Consider the following 15,540-nt stretch of genomic DNA (forward strand, 5'->3'; position numbering starts at 1 on the left):
GTCACGAGATGATTTATAATTCCGTAGAGCTGATTCGCGTCATAAGGCTGGAAGTCAACTCTTCTTCACGAAGACTGGACTTAACTCGCTCATTCAACTGATCCCGGTACTCGGTTTTGTTGCTCACTGCAATCACACCAAGATGGCAGCCTGCTTTCCCAGACTCACAGGCTCGAGAAAGCTGCATTAGAATATCGTCGTGCTCGAGGCGCCCAACCTCATCAAAGATGATGACTGAATCGTAGGCGAGATCGAGAATTTCCCAGAGATAATCGTAGTACCATCCGTCTTTAGCTAATCCGAGAACCACGTGACAGCAGCGGCTTATCGAGACTTCTTTTCGAGAGGAGTGAGGAGGCGACGGCTGTGCACACCAAAGCCTCCTCATCGAGAATCATGCGTCGGCTCACTACACTGTTTCCCTCCGAGTTCCTCGAAGAGCACGCCGAGGAACTCGGCGTGGTCGAGCGAGAGGGCAAGCTTCAGGTTCCTGTCCTCGTGTGGACGCTCGTGTTCGGCTTCGCCGCAGGCGAGAGCCGAACACTCGCTGGCTTCAGACGCAGCTACAACTCGACAGCCGACGAGACGATCTCTCCCGGTGGCTTCTATCACCGGTTGACGCCGACGCTCGCGGAGTACCTCCGCGACCTCGTCGAGCACGGTCTCGACGAGGTCGCTGTACCCGACGCTGTTGACGCTGATATCGACCGATTTAGGGACGTGATGATCGCTGATGGAACCGTGTTGCGGTTGCACGAGTTCCTCTCTGATGAGTTCCAGGCACGTCACGAGGAGCAGGCTGGAGCGAAGCTCCACCTGCTCCACAATGCTACCGACAAGACGATTGAACGACTCGACGTGACTGACGAGAAAACACACGACAGCACGCTGTTCAAGACGGGTTCGTGGCTGCACGGACGGCTAGTTTTGCTCGATCTGGCGTACTTCAAGTACCGCCGGTTCGCGTTGATCGATGAGAACGACGGCCACTTCGTGAGTCGGCTGAAGAAGAGCGCGAATCCAGTGGTAACGGAGGAGTTACGGGAATGGCGCGGGCGCGCCATTCCCTTGGAGGGCAAGCAGATTCAGGATGTAATCGATGATATCTCGCGGAAGTACATCGACGTGGAGGTCGAAGCGGAGTTCAAACGAGGTCAGTACGAAGGGACGCGTTCGCTGGACACGAAGCGGTTCCGCGTCGTCGGCGTCCGTGACGAGGACGCCGACAACTACCATCTGTACATCACGAACTTGCCACGAGACGAGTTCTTCCCGGCGGATCTAGCAACGCTGTATCGGTGTCGATGGGAGGTAGAAACATTGTTTCGTGAACTGAAGACGCAGTACGAGTTGGACGAGTTCGACACAAGCGACCCGGATGTGGTGAAAATTCTGCTGTATGCGGCGTTGCTGTCACTGCTGGTGAGTCGTGAGCTGTTGGATCTAGTCACCGAGCAGGCCGACGATGAGATCGTGTTTCCGCCGGAACGCTGGGCGGCGACCTTCCGGTCGCACGCCCAGCTCATCCTCCACGAACTCGGTGAGTTCCTCGGTTACTCGCCACCGCCGTTGCTGGAGCGATTGATCGAGGACGCTCAGAAGATTCACCAGCAACGACCGATCCTTCAAGAGACGCTCGCTACCGCTACACAACCGAGGTGTGTGTCTTAGCTAAAGACGAATGATCGTAGTACTTCCTGCCCCCAATTCCTGCTCGTGAAACATCGAAATCAGTCTCTGGCGTCTCATTGGGCGTTCGTGTTACAGTCCGCGCGACACGTGTCTGGGTATTGTTCTGGGCACAGTCGACGTAGACCATGCCGACGGATGCCCCATTTGATTCCGCGCCCCCACGGGCCCGTTCCGTGACGTGACGATCAACTAGCGACTTGCCCGTACCTGTCTTGGCGTAAATTATGACGTTGTTCGGCGGGTCGCCCTGAACGATAGGCCTTGAGTTCAGCAGCAATATCTTTGTCTTCCTTGTCACGGCCGACGATTCAGGCACTTTCAGGGACGTGTCCGACCTTTAGGAGTAGTTTGGAAACGCGGTTCCGTTCGACGAGCTTCTCAACAGGTACTTTCCCGATGTGAAGCCACTCGATAGGGCCCTGAAGACAGTCGATCACTGCCTCCAGCGACTGGGTCGAACCGTACAAGGTACGACACCTGGTCGTCCTCAGAACGGAGGTACTCGACGAAATCATGAGCACCCGACTCGGCGACACGCAGAGCGGCAGTTCGCTCTTTGTCGCGGTCATTGACTAGCTGTCGTCGCTTGAATCCCCCGTAATCTGGGATAGTTCCGTCTATGATGTCTCGAGAGGTAGCTCTCTCACTTCACTGGGGCCGCAAAAATTGACCAATCAACAATCGAGTTATGGCTTAGCTTTAGGCGGAGACCTAATCAAAGAGCAAAATTGCGTGTCTCCAGAGCTACTGGTCGACATCGACGTGTGCTGGATCAGGATCCATCTTGAACACTACGCTCGGTTCCCAGAGGAGTCGGTGTTCTTTGTACGTTCCCTTGCCCATCCCACCATGTTCCTGATTAGATTCAGTTACCTCGAGGAACGCGAGTTCGCTAAGCAGCCCACGGATGGTGTCGGTTGTAAGTGTGTCGGTCCCTTCGGCGTTACAAACTTTCTCGTAAATGTCGTAGATGACGGTCGTACGGAACCAGACGTCGCCGTCTGTCGTCTTGTTGGTTAGATTTGCCAGCGCGTAGAGAACGTACTTGCTGTGTGGTGGCAATCCAGCGATTAGTTCCTTGAGTCGTTCAACTTCGGCCTGCTCTTGAGCAAGTTCGAGATGATCTTCGGTAACTTCACCGAGATTGTTGTTTTTCGCGTAGTCACCGGCGTGGCGCAAGAGCCGAATTGCCTTTCGAGCATCGCCGTGGCGCTGTGCCGCAAGTGCGGCGGTTTTCGGGATAACCCCCGGATTGAGAACATCATCATGGAAGGCATCTTTGCGGTTTTCAAGAATTTTCCGGAGCTGCTCACCATCGTACGGATCAAAGATTGATTCGTTGTGACCGAGACTGCTCTTGACACGCTCAGTCATTTGCTCCCGGAAATTCACTTTATTCGGCTGTGTTGAATCACTAGACGGCGTCTGGATAGGTCGCTAAATCGAAGGAGTTGAAGCGGGAGACTTCAGTTGTCTATGACCCAAATCTCCCGCTTCACTAGCGAAATCGTCCCGATTTCTCAAAGAGTTACTGGCGATGGAGACGAATCCGCCGCCCCGGAAGGTGGCGGCGGATTCGCCGACTATGCCCTCGTTTCCCTCCACTGTCTGCGGATTTACCTCGACACGTCCTACCGAATGACGATTGACCTGCTCAAAGAGATGCCACAAATAACCGGGGAGATCGGCCTCAGCGCGGCCGATCTCCCCTCTCCATCCACGTTGTGTAAAGCGTTCGACCGGATCAGTATGAGCGTCTGCCGAGTGCTGCTGCGCCAGTCGGCGCAGCTGCACGACCCCTCGAAACACGGCGCGATCGACGCGACATTCTACGAACGCTCAGCTGCGAGCCGCCACTACTGCCAGCGAATAAGCTACCGCGTGCAGAAGCTGAAGGTCACGAAACTCGTCGATACAGACTCTCAAGCCGTTCTTGACGTTCACTGCTCGACGAACCGTGAAGGGAGCGACGCAGACCTCGCCGAGCAGATCGCCCGCCGGAATGCGGGCGATCTGCGGTCTCTTGCCGCCGATAAAGGCTATGACAAGCAGTCGCTCCGCGAATCCCTTCGTGACCTCGGGATTCGCCCGCTCATCAAACATCGCATCTTCGCACCGTATGATCACGCGCACAACGCCAGAATCGACGAACAGCGCTACAATCAGCGCTCGATGACCGAAACCGTGAACTCGGCTGTGAAGCGCTCGCTCGGCTTCGCCGTGCGAGCGCGTTCGTGGTTCCGCGAATTCCGAGAAATCGCGCTGATGTGTGTCGTCTATAACATCAAGCGAGCTGTGAAACAGTGAATTCCACCGCTATATGGCGATTCAACACAGCCCTTTATTCGAGATAGAGATTATGCCAATCGGGACGTCCACTTTCCCAGCTTCGCGAGCTCTGGAAAGGAGCATAAGTACGTTATCGTCACCAAGACGATCGACCTCGTCAAGCGTGATCAAGGCAGCGTCGTACTCTGTATCGAGGATATCCCACAAACGGTTGTAGTATTCGTTTGTCGAGATACCCCGTGTTGGTACTTTCACACCGGAGGTAGGTGTGTTGACTGCTTCAGCGATAGTCTGAATTGTATCAGCCTCGCCTTTAGCCTGTGCACAGTCGACCGTCACGGTCGCCATGCGATATCCTCGCCTATCGGCCTCGTTTTGTGCACGTTCCATGACGTGGTTGGCGACGAGTGATTTCCCGGAACCAGTCTTTCCGTACAAGATGACCGAATTGGGTGGTGAACCCGTCACTGCGGGCCCAACCTCGTTTGCGAGTTCTGTTATGTGTGTATCCCGTCCGACAATTCGATTTTCATCGGGCACGTGGTCGATATTGAGGAGTTCGCGATTCGCGAAGATATCGTCCCCACCAGTTTCGTCAACGGTCTGGAAGAGCTCATCAGGTTCTTCCATGTTACCGTTTTCGGTACCGTCCATGAAGAAGTGGTTTACCAAACTGAAGCAAAAGTCTTTGGACTAGACTCCGAGTTAGAGAAGCCTTCTGAAGTGGGAATTCGGCCGACAGAGAAGAGAGAGAAATAACTTTGAACCTGGTCTAGACCCACCTATTTCCGAGTTAGAGGAGTCAGAAGTGTCAATGTGAGTTGTTTGTAGATTCAGACAACTTTGATTCTCGGTGACCATATTCAATAGCAGCATCCTCGGGAAAGACACACCCGATTCCGAGTTAGTTTGTGAAACGGAGACGACCTATGACAGAGGTCGGTTTGAGATTTTTGCCGACTCTAGTCTGGATAGAGGGGCAAATCCCTCATGGTATGGCGCACACACCTGATTCCGAGTTAGTAGAGCAATTAATTGGCATTAAATGAATTAGAGAAGGTCAGCCTGTCGAAAGCTAGTAAAATCAACAGAGGGACACACACCCGATTCCGAGTTAGTTAGTGGAATATCGTTAGTGAGGAGCGTTTTGAATGGTGTTCTAACTCGGAATTAGGTGTGTTCTTTCTAGTTTCTAGTTTAGTGAACTAGGAGAGGTAGGAAAGGAAAGTACTACAGCCACCGCCGCTAGCCTGGAAACAATCACTAGCAAAGCCAGTACCGCTCGTGCTTGTTGTTGGAGATGCCCTGACAAACAGGATATTTTTGGCTGGATACTCCCCATCCCTCACTAACTCGGAATCAGGTGTGTGTGTCCATCCGAACCCACTGATAGTGTTGGGTTTCGTCCTACTCGAGAACACTACTCTCTCGGCCATTCCACTGAGTGAGCGAAAGAACTGCGGACACAGTGGTGTTTCCTGACACACTTCCCTATTTGCCTTCCGTAGTGTAGCTATTAACCAACACGTCCTTGTAAATCATCATTTGTTGGTTAACTTCTCTCGCTTCTCGTGAAGGCCGTCAAATCCGGTTCTCGAGTCCCAGCAATGTCTCGTTGTATGTCCGAAAGATCCCATCCGAGTGGGGAGAGTAAACTCTCGGCGGCCCGGACCAATTGTGTCTCATAATACGCCGGATCATAGGACTTGATGTCTTCATGTGCTAATACCACTCGCTCACGCGAAGTCTTCTCATCGTTGACGACCACATACTCAATATCCTGACCCGGATGCACGGCGATGTCTAGATCACGAGCACGCTTCAGAGCCGACACATTCTGGGTGTTCTGACTGTACCCTTCGAGTGGTTTAGAGACACGATTCCGTTCGACGAGCTCTTTGACTGGCACTGTCCCCGCGTGAAGTCTCTCAATAGCGTCCTCGAGACAGCTAAGTACCGCCGCTGGTGAGCGAGTCGCGTCGAATCGGTCGAGACACTCACGCTGAAAGTTTTCGATGAACAGTGGCGTCGAGCGCTGTCGGGCTTCGATGCCTCTAATCTTGAACTCGTCTTCGCCGGCGACCTTCCCGAAGTACTTCGTCAACGCGCCGGCGCCACTCTCGCGCTGGGGTACGAACGCCACCCAGTCGTAGTGGGCCTCGTGTTCGAGCCGAATCTCGACGCGTTCCGTGATTGCCGTCGCGAGTGTTTCGAGGTCCTCACGGTCATCGTCGTCGACGTTAGGATCCGGTGTGACCCAGATCGAATCGACGATGCCGTGGACGACGCGCCAACCACCGGCTTCCAGCTGCTGTTTCGCCGTCAGCAGAATCTCGCGAGCGAACGCGTTGATCGCCTCGTGACATTCGATACGGCCGAATTTCGCGTTACTGAATCCCTGGTAGCCGAAGCAGGCGACGAGGATCCACTTCAGGGCTCCCGACTGCCCTTCGAGTTCTGCCAATCTTTCCTCGTCGGGGTCGTCCCGCTGTTTCTCGCGGCGAATGGCCGCCTTGATCTCGTCGCGATCGTCAATGATCGGTTGTAGCACGTCGACGAGATAGCCCCGGTCGTCGCAGATCGAGTACCCTAGGCCGGGGACGTCGTCCCGGTCGCTGTGGCAGTCACACCGGATAACGTCCGGCGAGACGTTCTGTGTACAGATGATGTTCGGGTAGAGGTTCGAGAAGTCGAGTTCGTGGACGTTCTCGTGGAGGCCGACCTCGGGGGCGAAGATGAAGCCGCCGCGGTCGGCGTCGTGGACCGTCCCCATCGGCTTGTAGAACTCGTGGCGCCAGGAGTTCCATGGGACGAGTACGCCGCGGTCGTGGGCCTTACAGATCTGGATTGCGGTGAGAACGTTCCCAATCGACGCCCAGGCAATCTCCTGGACGGGCTTTTTCGAGCGCGACACGAGATCGAGGACGCCGTCGAGGTTTGTCTCCCCGTAGAAGAACGTGCTCGACTTGTCGATAATCGCTCGGCCGGGCACGTTGTACCGCGCCGGGGAGTGGCCGACGCAACCGTAGCTCGAGTACGTCGACCGGCTTGCGAGCTGCTGGTAGTCGACGTCCGGCCACCGACTCAGCGAGAAGTCGTCGACGCCGGCGTTCGTCGCCATCCCATACAGCGTCGGGATGATCTCACTCGTCGAGCAGACCAGGACGTCCGGATCGTGTGCTTCGAGCGCCCCCTGGACGACCGTCAGAATCTCTGTCGGCGAGCCAATGACGGTGTCACCGGCGACGGACAGCTCCCCATAGACGTCGTTGCTCGTTTCGGTCACCGGAACGCTGAGCCGGAGCGTCGACAGCTCGCTCGCCGGGGTTGGATCGATACCGTTCTCCAGACAGTATCGGAACTCTCGCGAGAAGTCCACATTGAAGCAGGCGAGATCCCCAACTGGATAGTCTGACAACTGGCGTGCTTGTCGGGCGAGCGCGGTGACGCGGTCGATGTGGGCGACGTCGACGGCAAGGACTGCCTCTTCGCCTCGTCGAAAGCCAGGACGCCGAGAAACTATCTCGGTCGCGACGACATCTGGGTGCTGGTCGTACACCGACTGGAGTGTCGTGAGGTCGAGGTTAGTGTCGGGCTCGCGAGGAGCGACATAGAAATGCGGCGTGTAGTCGTCCCGTTCTGTCGCGACTGCGCCGTCGGCGGTTGCCTCCCATTCCAGGACCCGACCGTCGTCCAAGAAGTCTATACTGAACGGCATCGTCAAGGGTCCGAGTCCGGTGGGGCGGTCTCCTGGTCATCGCTTGCTGCGACCGCAGCTTCGAGCTCTTCGAGGCGTTTCTCATGGTCGTCGAGGCGGCCCTCTTGTTCGAGGTCGATGCTGAGCAGCGCCGGCAGGAGCGGATTCTGATGGTTCAACAGCCCGCTCGCGTCGGCGTGCTCGCGGGCGTACTCGAACAGCTGGTCGAACCGAGGCTGGTCGCGCCGACGTAGTGCCCGGCGGAACTCCACCCAGCGCTCTTCGATGGCCCGGAGTGCATCTCGGTACGTCGGGTTCGTGCGCCCCATGGTTATCTACCTCCAGCACCGGTCGCTGTCCACGCATCGAGCAGGGGATCCGTGATGGCAGATACCGTCTCACCGTCAGCTGTGATGCCCGTTCCGACGCCGTCCGGAGTCGGCGTCGAGGGCGATGTCGTCGCCGGTTCAAAGCCGACCTGGGTGGCACGGGCCTCGAGCAGCTGCCGCCAGTACGCGAACGTCGTCTGGTAGTACGCGCCGTCGTCGACGGGGTAGACGAGTGTCTCGAACTCATCACCGACTATCCGTGGCCCCATCCGGGTCAGCTCGCACTCAAGGTGATGATCGGCAATCGTCGCGACCGGCGTGGTGAATTCGTTACGTTCGCTTCGAGTAACGAGCACCGGGATGTCGTATCCATCGGCGTAGGTCGTCAACCCGGCTAGTGTTCGGGCCTGCAAGGTTTTCGCGTGGGCCTCGCCGAGGGTATCGTCGGTGCGGTACTGGGCGTCGACAGCCGGCGCAACGATGAGTGAGGGTGTGTAGGGAGACGCATTTTCGTTGCGACCCGTAGACTGTCGACCGGCCGCCCCGGTATCGGCGGTGGAGTCTTGGATAGACTGGTTCACTGCTGTTGGGAGGTCGCAGACGGCGCCGTAATGCTGGTAGGCAGTGAAGCCGCGTGCGACGTGGATTCGGTTGAGCAGCCGCTGGCTGGGGGCAATCCGAGAGAGCGTGGACGTCGTCGCATGCCCAGTCGCGTCGACCCAGAAGGCGGTGCCGTCGTGTAGGAGGAGATGATCAAGCACGAGCGATTGGAGGATCGGGACACTGCGACCGCCCGCTACGTCGAGCAGCGTGATACCCTCCTCGAGTGACGGGAGCAGCATTTTCTCCGTAGCTGGATCGCTCTGGTCAGCTAGGTCCCGATTGCGGTCGGCGCCCCGTGTTGGCTGCTCTGCTGTCAACCGATCCCATGTTGAGTGTTCTCCCATACCCGACTAGATGCATACGTTCCCGATAAGCCGCGGCGTGGCGCTTCCGTGTTTCAGGGAAGAGATGAGACAGATAGAAACCCCGCTTCAGTCACCGGATTTCTGAGTTCGTTCGACGGTTTCCGATATTGTTTCCAGAATCGGACTCGTCCCGCATTGACTGCGTTACCAACAAACCGAGTCTGCCGTGGCAGTCTGTTGGTTAAGACCGAACACCGCCGTCAACGATGCTCCTGCGAGGCTACGCTCAAGATAATTCCCAACGAACACGAACGTATGTGTGGACGAAACTCCCTCTTCATTGAGCAAGCAGATCTCGAAGCTCGCTTCGACGCCGAGGTCGTCACGGACGGCGGCTACACGCCGCGATATAATATCGCACCAGGAGACGGCTTGGAGATCATCACGAACGAGGCCCCCGACGATATCGACCGGTACCACTAGGGGCTTATTCCATTCTGGGTAGACGAGCCCGAGGAGGGGATCATCAACGCTCGTTCCGAGACTGCTGACGAGAAACGCGTCTTCAAGCAGACGTGGGAATCCCGCCCCTGTCTCGTCCTTTCGTCGGGGTTCTATGAGTGACAATCACTGAATGGCGGGCCGAAGCAGCCCTATCGAATATACCGGGAAGATGACCCAGCGTTCGCGATGGCTGGCCTTTGGGACATCTGGGAGGGCGACGATGAGACGGTCTCGTGCGTGACGATCTTGACGACGAACCCCAACGACTTGATGCAGTCCATCCACGATCGGATGCCGGTCGTCCTCCCGCGTGATGCTGAGTCCGAATGGCTTTCCGCCGGTCCGGACGTTCGCAAGGAGCTCTGTCAGCAGTATCCGAAGGACGATCTGGACGCCTACGAGATTTCGACGCGAGTCGACAACCCCGTCAACGACGACCCACGGGTCATCGAACCACTAGACTACGAGCAGTCGGGACTCGGCGAATTCAGCTCCGGATAGTTGAGGACGTGCTTTGGCGTCACTGCATCGGCGACGCGGCCGCCGAATCGACGAGCGAGTATTCTCGGTCCCGACTCGTGCCCTCCGCCTCGAGGAGATTATACTGAGCCATCTTCGAGAGGTACGTCCGGACGGTCCGTTTCGTCCGTGGGTCATCGACCTCTTCGGTATAGCGTTCGTGTATCTCACTCGGTCCGAGTGGACTGTGATCGCGGACGATATTGTAGACGACCCGCTGGTGTGGTGTGAGTGAATCGAGACTCTTCTGTTTGATCTGGGCACGGGCGTCCTCGGCTGCATCTAGGAGGATATCGTCAGTGATTTGTTCACGGTTCTCGCGGTCGGCCTTGCTGGCTGCCGTCCGGAGGATGCCGATAGCGAGCCGAGCGTCGCCGGCGGCCGCATCGGCGATGCGATAGAGTTGGTCGTTGGTGATGACGTCTTCTTCGAGGCCCCACCTCGCGCGCGCACTCAGAATGTCGTACAGCTGCTCGTCATGGTACTTGTCCATTCGGACGTGTTCGCTGGAGCGCAGGCGGCTTACAAGCCGGTCGTCGACGCGGCTGAACAGTTCCTTTTCTTTGTTCGCGATACAGATGATTGCGAACTGCGGGAGACTGTGGAGGTCGTAGATGACGCTGGGATCTTCGAGTTGGTCGACTTCATCGAGGATGACGACGGTTCGCGGGCCGTCGTGCTGTTGGAGCCGGTCGATGAGTTCGTCGTGGGGCGTCGACTGGCGATGGATGTCGATCGTCGCGCCGAGGTCGTCGAGGATCTGGTAGACCGTCCGAAACCGTGTGTAGTTCCGCCAGCAATTGACGTAGGTGGTCTTGACGTCGAGAACCTCCTCACGAAGCCGTTCGGTGACGAACTTCGAGATACAGGTCTTGCCCGCCCCACTAGGGCCGGTAACGATGGCAGTGTCGGTGGGCTCGCCATTCGTGATGGGTTCAAGGACGCTAGAGAGATGGTTGACCTCGGCGTCGCGATGCTCGACTTCTCGGGGGACAAACCCAGCACGGAGGACGCGTGCATCGCGGATCATCTGTTTCTGACACTATGATTTAGGGTCAGATAATAAAAGAGTGAGTGGGTTGTTTCCGGAAACTTCCGGAATTGGACACACTATGCTCAACGGCTCATAATTTTCGCCCCCGCTGCCATTGAAATACAGGATGGTCAACTATTCTGAATGTGTGTTCGTGATCGTGAACAAGTGTTCTGACGTTCGCCGACTAACCAACATCGCCGTATTGAAACCTGCTCTGTTGGTTAGCCCGACACCCCCTTCATCGAAGTATAGATGATCTCCTCCTCAATCTGTTCTATTTTTCCGTTGTTTTGAGTGTTCATTTGCTGAAATTTTTTTGGTTCAACCGACTGGTTGAAACAGTTGATTGAATAAATTGGTTGAATTATCTCCCCTCACCCCTGTCGTTTCGAGTGTTAATCTGGCGAATTCTACTATCTCAATCGATCGATCGGAACAATCGATTAAATCGATCATTTCAACCATTCGATTACATTAGTTGACTCAATCAGTTGCATGAACTGTCTAGTTGAACCAATTAGTTCTATCAACAAGTTATTTCAACCAGTCGGTTGAACTGGCGGGTATGCTGGCCTACAGCACGTACTCCGAGGCTGGTGGCGTGGGCAAGACGACGACTGCCGCGAACCTCGCCGTCGCGCATGCTCGAGCTGGACTGAAACCCCTCGTCATCCCGTTGGACCCGCAGGAAGGCAATCTTTCACGTCTGTTCGGCGTCGACAGCGACCGCTCAAAGGATGTCGACCATCTTGCACGGCACATGATTAACCGCCCGATGGGCGAGTTTGAAGACCTCATCGTTGAGGGCGAACACGGCGTCGACATCATTCCCGAACACAACACTCTCGCGGACCTCGGGGACTGGCTCCGGCGGGAGCAGGACCAAGCAGCGGCAGTTGGCGATGCATTCAATATACACGCGGCGCTACTGAGTACGCTTTCTGACGCAGGTGTACGCGACGAGTACGATGTCCTGATCTGCGACCCGCCCGCGACCGAAGGTCCGCATCTTCACAACGCAATTAATGCAACGAGATCGCTCGTCATTCCAATCGAACCGAGTGCGAAAGGACAGGCTGCTGTCGACGGTCTTGAACAACTTGTCGCAGGTCTCGAAGACACACTTGACATCGATGTCGGCGTCCTTGCAGCTGTTCCGGTCGGCGTGAAAGGAACGAACGATCAACAACGAGTTCTCGAAGAAATACCCTACTCGGCACCGGAGACCTTTGGCGATCGGACGTCACTCATGGAGGGTGCGTGGGCAAAGCAGTGCTCGGCATTCACGTACGTGCGGGAGCATCGCGACCGACGGCGCGAGTATGAACTGGAGACGCTAGCGCAGTTCGACCGGCTTGCCCGGTACCTCGAAAAACAGGCTGGCGTCGACGCACCGAATCCCCCAGAACCCGGTGCAATTGAAGAGGTGACGGCCTGATGGCGGGGATGAAAGAGGGACCGGGGAGTGACCCATTTGCCGACGACGATGACGGCTCCGATGAGAGCAACAACACCGCCAGCGAGGAACCGACCACCACGAACGACTCAGCGGACAATATACAAACGGCGAGCAAAACCCCGGAGATACCGTACGCGGTTCGTCGCCAGACGGTGAAAGAGGACCGGTCTCACGAACTCGTCATTTTCGCTCGCGATGAGTTCCAAGAACTCGAAGACGATGTCCGGCAAGCAGTTGCCGATGAACTCGGGATGAGTCCGGGGAACGTTCCGGTCACGGATATCCGCGAGGCCTATATCGAGGTGGCCCGACGAAACCCGGATGACATGGCTGACGTGCTGCTAGAGTGGGGTTACGATCATCTACGATAGGGCCACCAATTTTCGAGAGTTCGTAGATAGACTCTATGTGATCTCCGAAATCAGATCAAACCCATCCTTGAATGTGATTTGATCATTGTACCCCTGAGCTTCGATTGCAGTGACGACACCGTTCCCAGCATCGTCATCTGTCGTGAGGACGCAGATTGACATGGCTTTCCCACTATCTAGGAGGTGAGCTGCGACACCACCGAGTGCGGTATCCGCCTTTTCAATGTCGTCCTCGGATCGGTTCGATTTGCGGGCGATGAAGCCACGCACATGGTCCATAACGCGTGCCACTGTCGGATTTGTGTAGTCTAGTTCATCAGCGACGGTCACCCATCCATTGTCAATTGCGCTATTGATAGGTGCCTGACCGGGTGTACTGCGGTCTGGTGCTCCGCCAAGTTCCTCATACACCCGGTTTGGGATCACGAACGTGATTTCGTTCCGTTGGGCAAACCGTTCCAGCGCCGTATACTTATTTTGTTCCTGACGGCCACACGCAATGAATACACCAGAATCAGCAACCCACACGGCACTCTCCGGTATCGACTCGGTCGCTTCGTCCATGTGTGGGCCTTCCTATGCTTCCTCGTCGACTGGTTCGTCACGAGCATTCCGAATCTGGTCAAAATATGGATCATGCTCCCGCATTTCGAGAATTACGTCTCGGAGGGCTTGGAGGACCGCAATAGCAAACGCGGGCTGGAGATCAAGCTCACGTGCTGCGACCCGCTCGGTCATGCCTCCCTCGACGTATGGGATTGCATACGTGAGTGCCGCAGCAAGCTTGCCCATGCCGTATTTCTCGATCAGCAGGTCGAGGTCCTGATCCTGAGGTGATCGGCCGATTGCCTCGATGAGGGTCGGCGTTATCGTATACGTATCTCCATCAAGATTCGCGGTGAGCGTGATTGGCTGTGTTGTGTAGGTGTGCGTTTTTTGTGTCTCATCTCGCGTGAGCACGCCGAGATCAACAAGCGTTCCCGTATCTGCGTACGCGGTCGTACGGGGGATCTCTGTCTCGTCAGTGATGTCGTCGATCGTTACCCCCCCTTTACGGAGAATATAGGTGTAGAGACGGGCGAGCCGTGGCTCTTCAAGCAGCTGTGCCACGGACATAAGGCCGTTAACAGCGCGTTCTGGATCTCCCGTCGCTTTCGACATACAATTCATAATTCGTGTATTGAGTAATAACTCTTGGGTCCGGGAACGAAGTCAGACTGTCGTATCACTAGCTTTCTGTTTCGAAGGCGGCAGCCAACTGGTCACGCATGTATTCTCGACGGAGCTTCCGAGCGCGCGATTCTGAAAGGTAATTCTGTAGGACGACGTCGGCACTGGCGCTGCCCTGTTCGGTCGCGATCTCGTCGAGACTACTGAGGACGACGTCGAGCGAGGCGGAATAGGCATCGTACCAAAATCGCCGTCCCATCTTTGGCGCTGGCGACACACCATCGATTTCGTCAGGCAGATCCGCACGGTCGGCGAGCTGTGTAAACCGGTTCCAGACCGTCCAACGAGAGATTGGGCCGCCAGATCCCTGAGGTGACGGAAAGAGATAGCCGTCCCACTCGTGGTGATCGGCAAACGTGGCGAGATGGTCTTCGAGTACGCCCTGTCCGTAGAGTAGCGAGACCTCTCCAGGACCGTTCTTTCGCTCTTCGAACTCGATATACGGGACCTCATCGTCCGAGACGTCGAGGACGAACTGGCGAGCACGGAGACTGGCGACCTCGTTCGGGCGTAGTCCCCACGCACACAGCGCGAGGATGAGGAGGCGCTCTTCCTGATCGGTCGCCGTCTGGTAGAGCGCACGGACGTGTTCGGTGGTGAGACACGGCGTATCGGCGTCGTCATTGGTCCCGTTCGACCAGTCGAACTCGTCGTCGAGGCCATCAGCGGGATTGACGGCGGCCCATTTCCGCCGGACCAGATGGGCGTACCAGTTCGAGACCGCGAGGTGGATTCGGCGTTTGGTCTGCCCGCCGTCGAGCTCTGCGTGAAGGCGGTCAAATGCCGCCCAGCATGCATCGACCGCCTCGTAGGGAGGAGTATCGCTGTCGCGAGCGACTGGCGTTACGAGGTCTCCGGATTCGTTTTCGATTCGGTAGGACTGGATATATCGATTTAGACGATAGCGGAGCGTATCAATCGATGAACCAGCGAGACCCTTCCGTTCTCGCCGCGATATAAGAAATGACTCGAGTGATTCGATAGTTCGATCGTGGTCAGTCGCCCACTCATAGCCCGATTCTTCGACGTCTAGTTCGAGATCTTCACGCCAGAACTCTGTGAACGTGCGGTTGTGGTACTCTCGTAGCGCGTACAGGAGTGGGCGGAGATCGTGGTCGCGAAGCCAGCTATGTGTCGGCTTCTTCTGTTCAGGATTGAGTCCATCTGCTTCCATCACCGGGGCGACGACGGCCCAGTAGGCGTCGACGAGTTCCTCGCGGTCGAGGAGCGTCCAGGAGACGTCGTCGACGTCCTCCCAGTCGTGGTCGGTCGCTGATGCTGTAGTGTCGCTCATTGAGTGTTCCTCCAGCGCGTTTGCTGTTCACTCTTGAGAACGGGGAGAAGAAGCCTCGCTGTGTGTGGTATCGATTCTAAGCCCGGCATGTTCTGGTGGTAGCGCATTTCCCACAGTTTGCGTATATATTTTGGGGACAAACAGACTGTTGGAGTCTGTGTGAAAACCGAAAAAAGATGCCTCCGTGGGTCTAATTTTGATAAACTACATAT

At 56.4% G+C, this 15,540-nt stretch carries 13 protein-coding genes and 1 pseudogene; 5 read left to right on the forward strand and 9 right to left on the reverse strand.

The window, feature by feature from the left end; genetic code table 11:
• Nucleotides 1-396: 396 nt before the first annotated feature.
• The gene (locus Hhyl6_RS22595; RefSeq protein WP_483739090.1) at nt 397-1,671 is read left to right on the forward strand and encodes an IS4 family transposase; all 1,275 of its coding nucleotides are present in this window, start codon (nt 397-399) and stop codon (nt 1,669-1,671) included.
• Nucleotides 1,672-2,436: 765 nt separating this feature from the next.
• Here the strand turns inward: Hhyl6_RS22595 and Hhyl6_RS22600 are convergent.
• Entirely contained in the window at nt 2,437-3,123 is a 687-nt protein-coding gene (locus tag Hhyl6_RS22600) for an orc1/cdc6 family replication initiation protein (RefSeq protein WP_483741659.1), read from the reverse strand.
• 45 nt (nt 3,124-3,168) lie between these two features.
• Here Hhyl6_RS22600 and Hhyl6_RS22605 point away from each other — a divergent pair, with 45 nt between their 5' ends.
• Entirely contained in the window at nt 3,169-3,999 is an 831-nt protein-coding gene (locus Hhyl6_RS22605; protein WP_483739084.1) for an IS5-like element ISHwa3 family transposase, read from the forward strand.
• Between the two features lie 21 nt (nt 4,000-4,020).
• Here the strand turns inward: Hhyl6_RS22605 and Hhyl6_RS22610 are convergent, their stop codons facing one another.
• The 4 genes from Hhyl6_RS22610 to Hhyl6_RS22625 form a co-directional block, all read right to left on the reverse strand.
• Nucleotides 4,021-4,635 (reverse strand): AAA family ATPase, encoded by a 615-nt coding sequence (locus tag Hhyl6_RS22610; protein ID WP_483741490.1) that lies wholly within the window; start codon nt 4,633-4,635, stop codon nt 4,021-4,023.
• 898 nt (nt 4,636-5,533) lie between these two features.
• Nucleotides 5,534-7,699: a type B DNA-directed DNA polymerase gene (locus tag Hhyl6_RS22615; protein ID WP_483741491.1), complete on the reverse strand. Its 2,166-nt coding sequence runs from the start codon at nt 7,697-7,699 to the stop codon at nt 5,534-5,536.
• 2 nt (nt 7,700-7,701) lie between these two features.
• Nucleotides 7,702-8,007: a DUF8156 family protein gene (locus Hhyl6_RS22620; RefSeq protein ID WP_483741492.1), complete on the reverse strand. Its 306-nt coding sequence runs from the start codon at nt 8,005-8,007 to the stop codon at nt 7,702-7,704.
• 2 nt (nt 8,008-8,009) lie between these two features.
• Nucleotides 8,010-8,954, reverse strand: coding sequence for a hypothetical protein (locus tag Hhyl6_RS22625; protein ID WP_483741493.1), 945 nt, complete (start codon nt 8,952-8,954; stop codon nt 8,010-8,012).
• Between the two features lie 276 nt (nt 8,955-9,230).
• On the opposite strand from Hhyl6_RS22625, the pseudogene Hhyl6_RS22630 reads away from it, so the two are divergent.
• Nucleotides 9,231-9,920 (forward strand): annotated as a pseudogene (locus Hhyl6_RS22630) (SOS response-associated peptidase).
• A gap of 19 nt (nt 9,921-9,939) precedes the next feature.
• Here Hhyl6_RS22630 and Hhyl6_RS22635 read toward each other — a convergent pair.
• Nucleotides 9,940-10,968 (reverse strand): Cdc6/Cdc18 family protein, encoded by a 1,029-nt coding sequence (locus tag Hhyl6_RS22635; protein WP_483741494.1) that lies wholly within the window; start codon nt 10,966-10,968, stop codon nt 9,940-9,942.
• Between the two features lie 571 nt (nt 10,969-11,539).
• Between Hhyl6_RS22635 and Hhyl6_RS22640 the strand changes: the two genes are divergently transcribed.
• Nucleotides 11,540-12,412, forward strand: a complete 873-nt coding sequence (locus Hhyl6_RS22640; RefSeq protein WP_483741495.1) for a ParA family protein — start codon at nt 11,540-11,542, stop codon at nt 12,410-12,412.
• A complete protein-coding gene (locus Hhyl6_RS22645; RefSeq protein WP_483741496.1) occupies nt 12,412-12,804 on the forward strand; it encodes a DUF7970 domain-containing protein in 393 nt (130 codons plus the stop codon). The genes Hhyl6_RS22640 and Hhyl6_RS22645 overlap by 1 nt, the downstream gene beginning before the upstream one ends.
• A gap of 33 nt (nt 12,805-12,837) precedes the next feature.
• Here the strand turns inward: Hhyl6_RS22645 and Hhyl6_RS22650 are convergent, their stop codons facing one another.
• The 3 genes from Hhyl6_RS22650 to Hhyl6_RS22660 all read right to left on the reverse strand — a co-directional run bounded on the left by Hhyl6_RS22650 (nt 12,838) and on the right by Hhyl6_RS22660 (nt 15,328).
• On the reverse strand, nt 12,838-13,368 hold the full coding sequence (locus Hhyl6_RS22650; protein WP_483741497.1) for a PIN domain-containing protein: 531 nt from the start codon (nt 13,366-13,368) through the stop codon (nt 12,838-12,840).
• A gap of 12 nt (nt 13,369-13,380) precedes the next feature.
• Nucleotides 13,381-13,965 carry a DUF7437 domain-containing protein gene (locus tag Hhyl6_RS22655; RefSeq protein WP_483741498.1) on the reverse strand — a complete coding sequence of 195 codons (585 nt, stop codon included), beginning with the start codon at nt 13,963-13,965 and terminating at the stop codon, nt 13,381-13,383.
• Between the two features lie 67 nt (nt 13,966-14,032).
• On the reverse strand, nt 14,033-15,328 hold the full coding sequence (locus tag Hhyl6_RS22660) for a tyrosine-type recombinase/integrase (protein ID WP_483741499.1): 1,296 nt from the start codon (nt 15,326-15,328) through the stop codon (nt 14,033-14,035).
• Nucleotides 15,329-15,540: the final 212 nt, after the last annotated feature.

The sequence above is a fragment of the Haloarcula sp. H-hyl6 genome, assembly GCF_056934455.1.

Bases quoted from the DNA above. Each gene is read 5' to 3' on its own strand.
- Hhyl6_RS22595 (WP_483739090.1), top strand. From the start codon at position 397: ATGCGTCGGCTCACTACACTGTTTCCCTCCGAGTTCCTCGAAGAGCAC.
- Hhyl6_RS22605 (WP_483739084.1), top strand. From the start codon at position 3,169: ATGACCCAAATCTCCCGCTTCACTAGCGAAATCGTCCCGATTTCTCAA.
- Hhyl6_RS22610 (WP_483741490.1), bottom strand. From the start codon at position 4,635: ATGGACGGTACCGAAAACGGTAACATGGAAGAACCTGATGAGCTCTTC.
- Hhyl6_RS22615 (WP_483741491.1), bottom strand. From the start codon at position 7,699: ATGCCGTTCAGTATAGACTTCTTGGACGACGGTCGGGTCCTGGAATGG.
- Hhyl6_RS22620 (WP_483741492.1), bottom strand. From the start codon at position 8,007: ATGGGGCGCACGAACCCGACGTACCGAGATGCACTCCGGGCCATCGAA.
- Hhyl6_RS22625 (WP_483741493.1), bottom strand. From the start codon at position 8,954: ATGGGAGAACACTCAACATGGGATCGGTTGACAGCAGAGCAGCCAACA.
- Hhyl6_RS22635 (WP_483741494.1), bottom strand. From the start codon at position 10,968: ATGATCCGCGATGCACGCGTCCTCCGTGCTGGGTTTGTCCCCCGAGAA.
- Hhyl6_RS22640 (WP_483741495.1), top strand. From the start codon at position 11,540: ATGCTGGCCTACAGCACGTACTCCGAGGCTGGTGGCGTGGGCAAGACG.
- Hhyl6_RS22645 (WP_483741496.1), top strand. From the start codon at position 12,412: ATGGCGGGGATGAAAGAGGGACCGGGGAGTGACCCATTTGCCGACGAC.
- Hhyl6_RS22650 (WP_483741497.1), bottom strand. From the start codon at position 13,368: ATGGACGAAGCGACCGAGTCGATACCGGAGAGTGCCGTGTGGGTTGCT.
- Hhyl6_RS22655 (WP_483741498.1), bottom strand. From the start codon at position 13,965: ATGTCGAAAGCGACGGGAGATCCAGAACGCGCTGTTAACGGCCTTATG.
- Hhyl6_RS22660 (WP_483741499.1), bottom strand. From the start codon at position 15,328: ATGAGCGACACTACAGCATCAGCGACCGACCACGACTGGGAGGACGTC.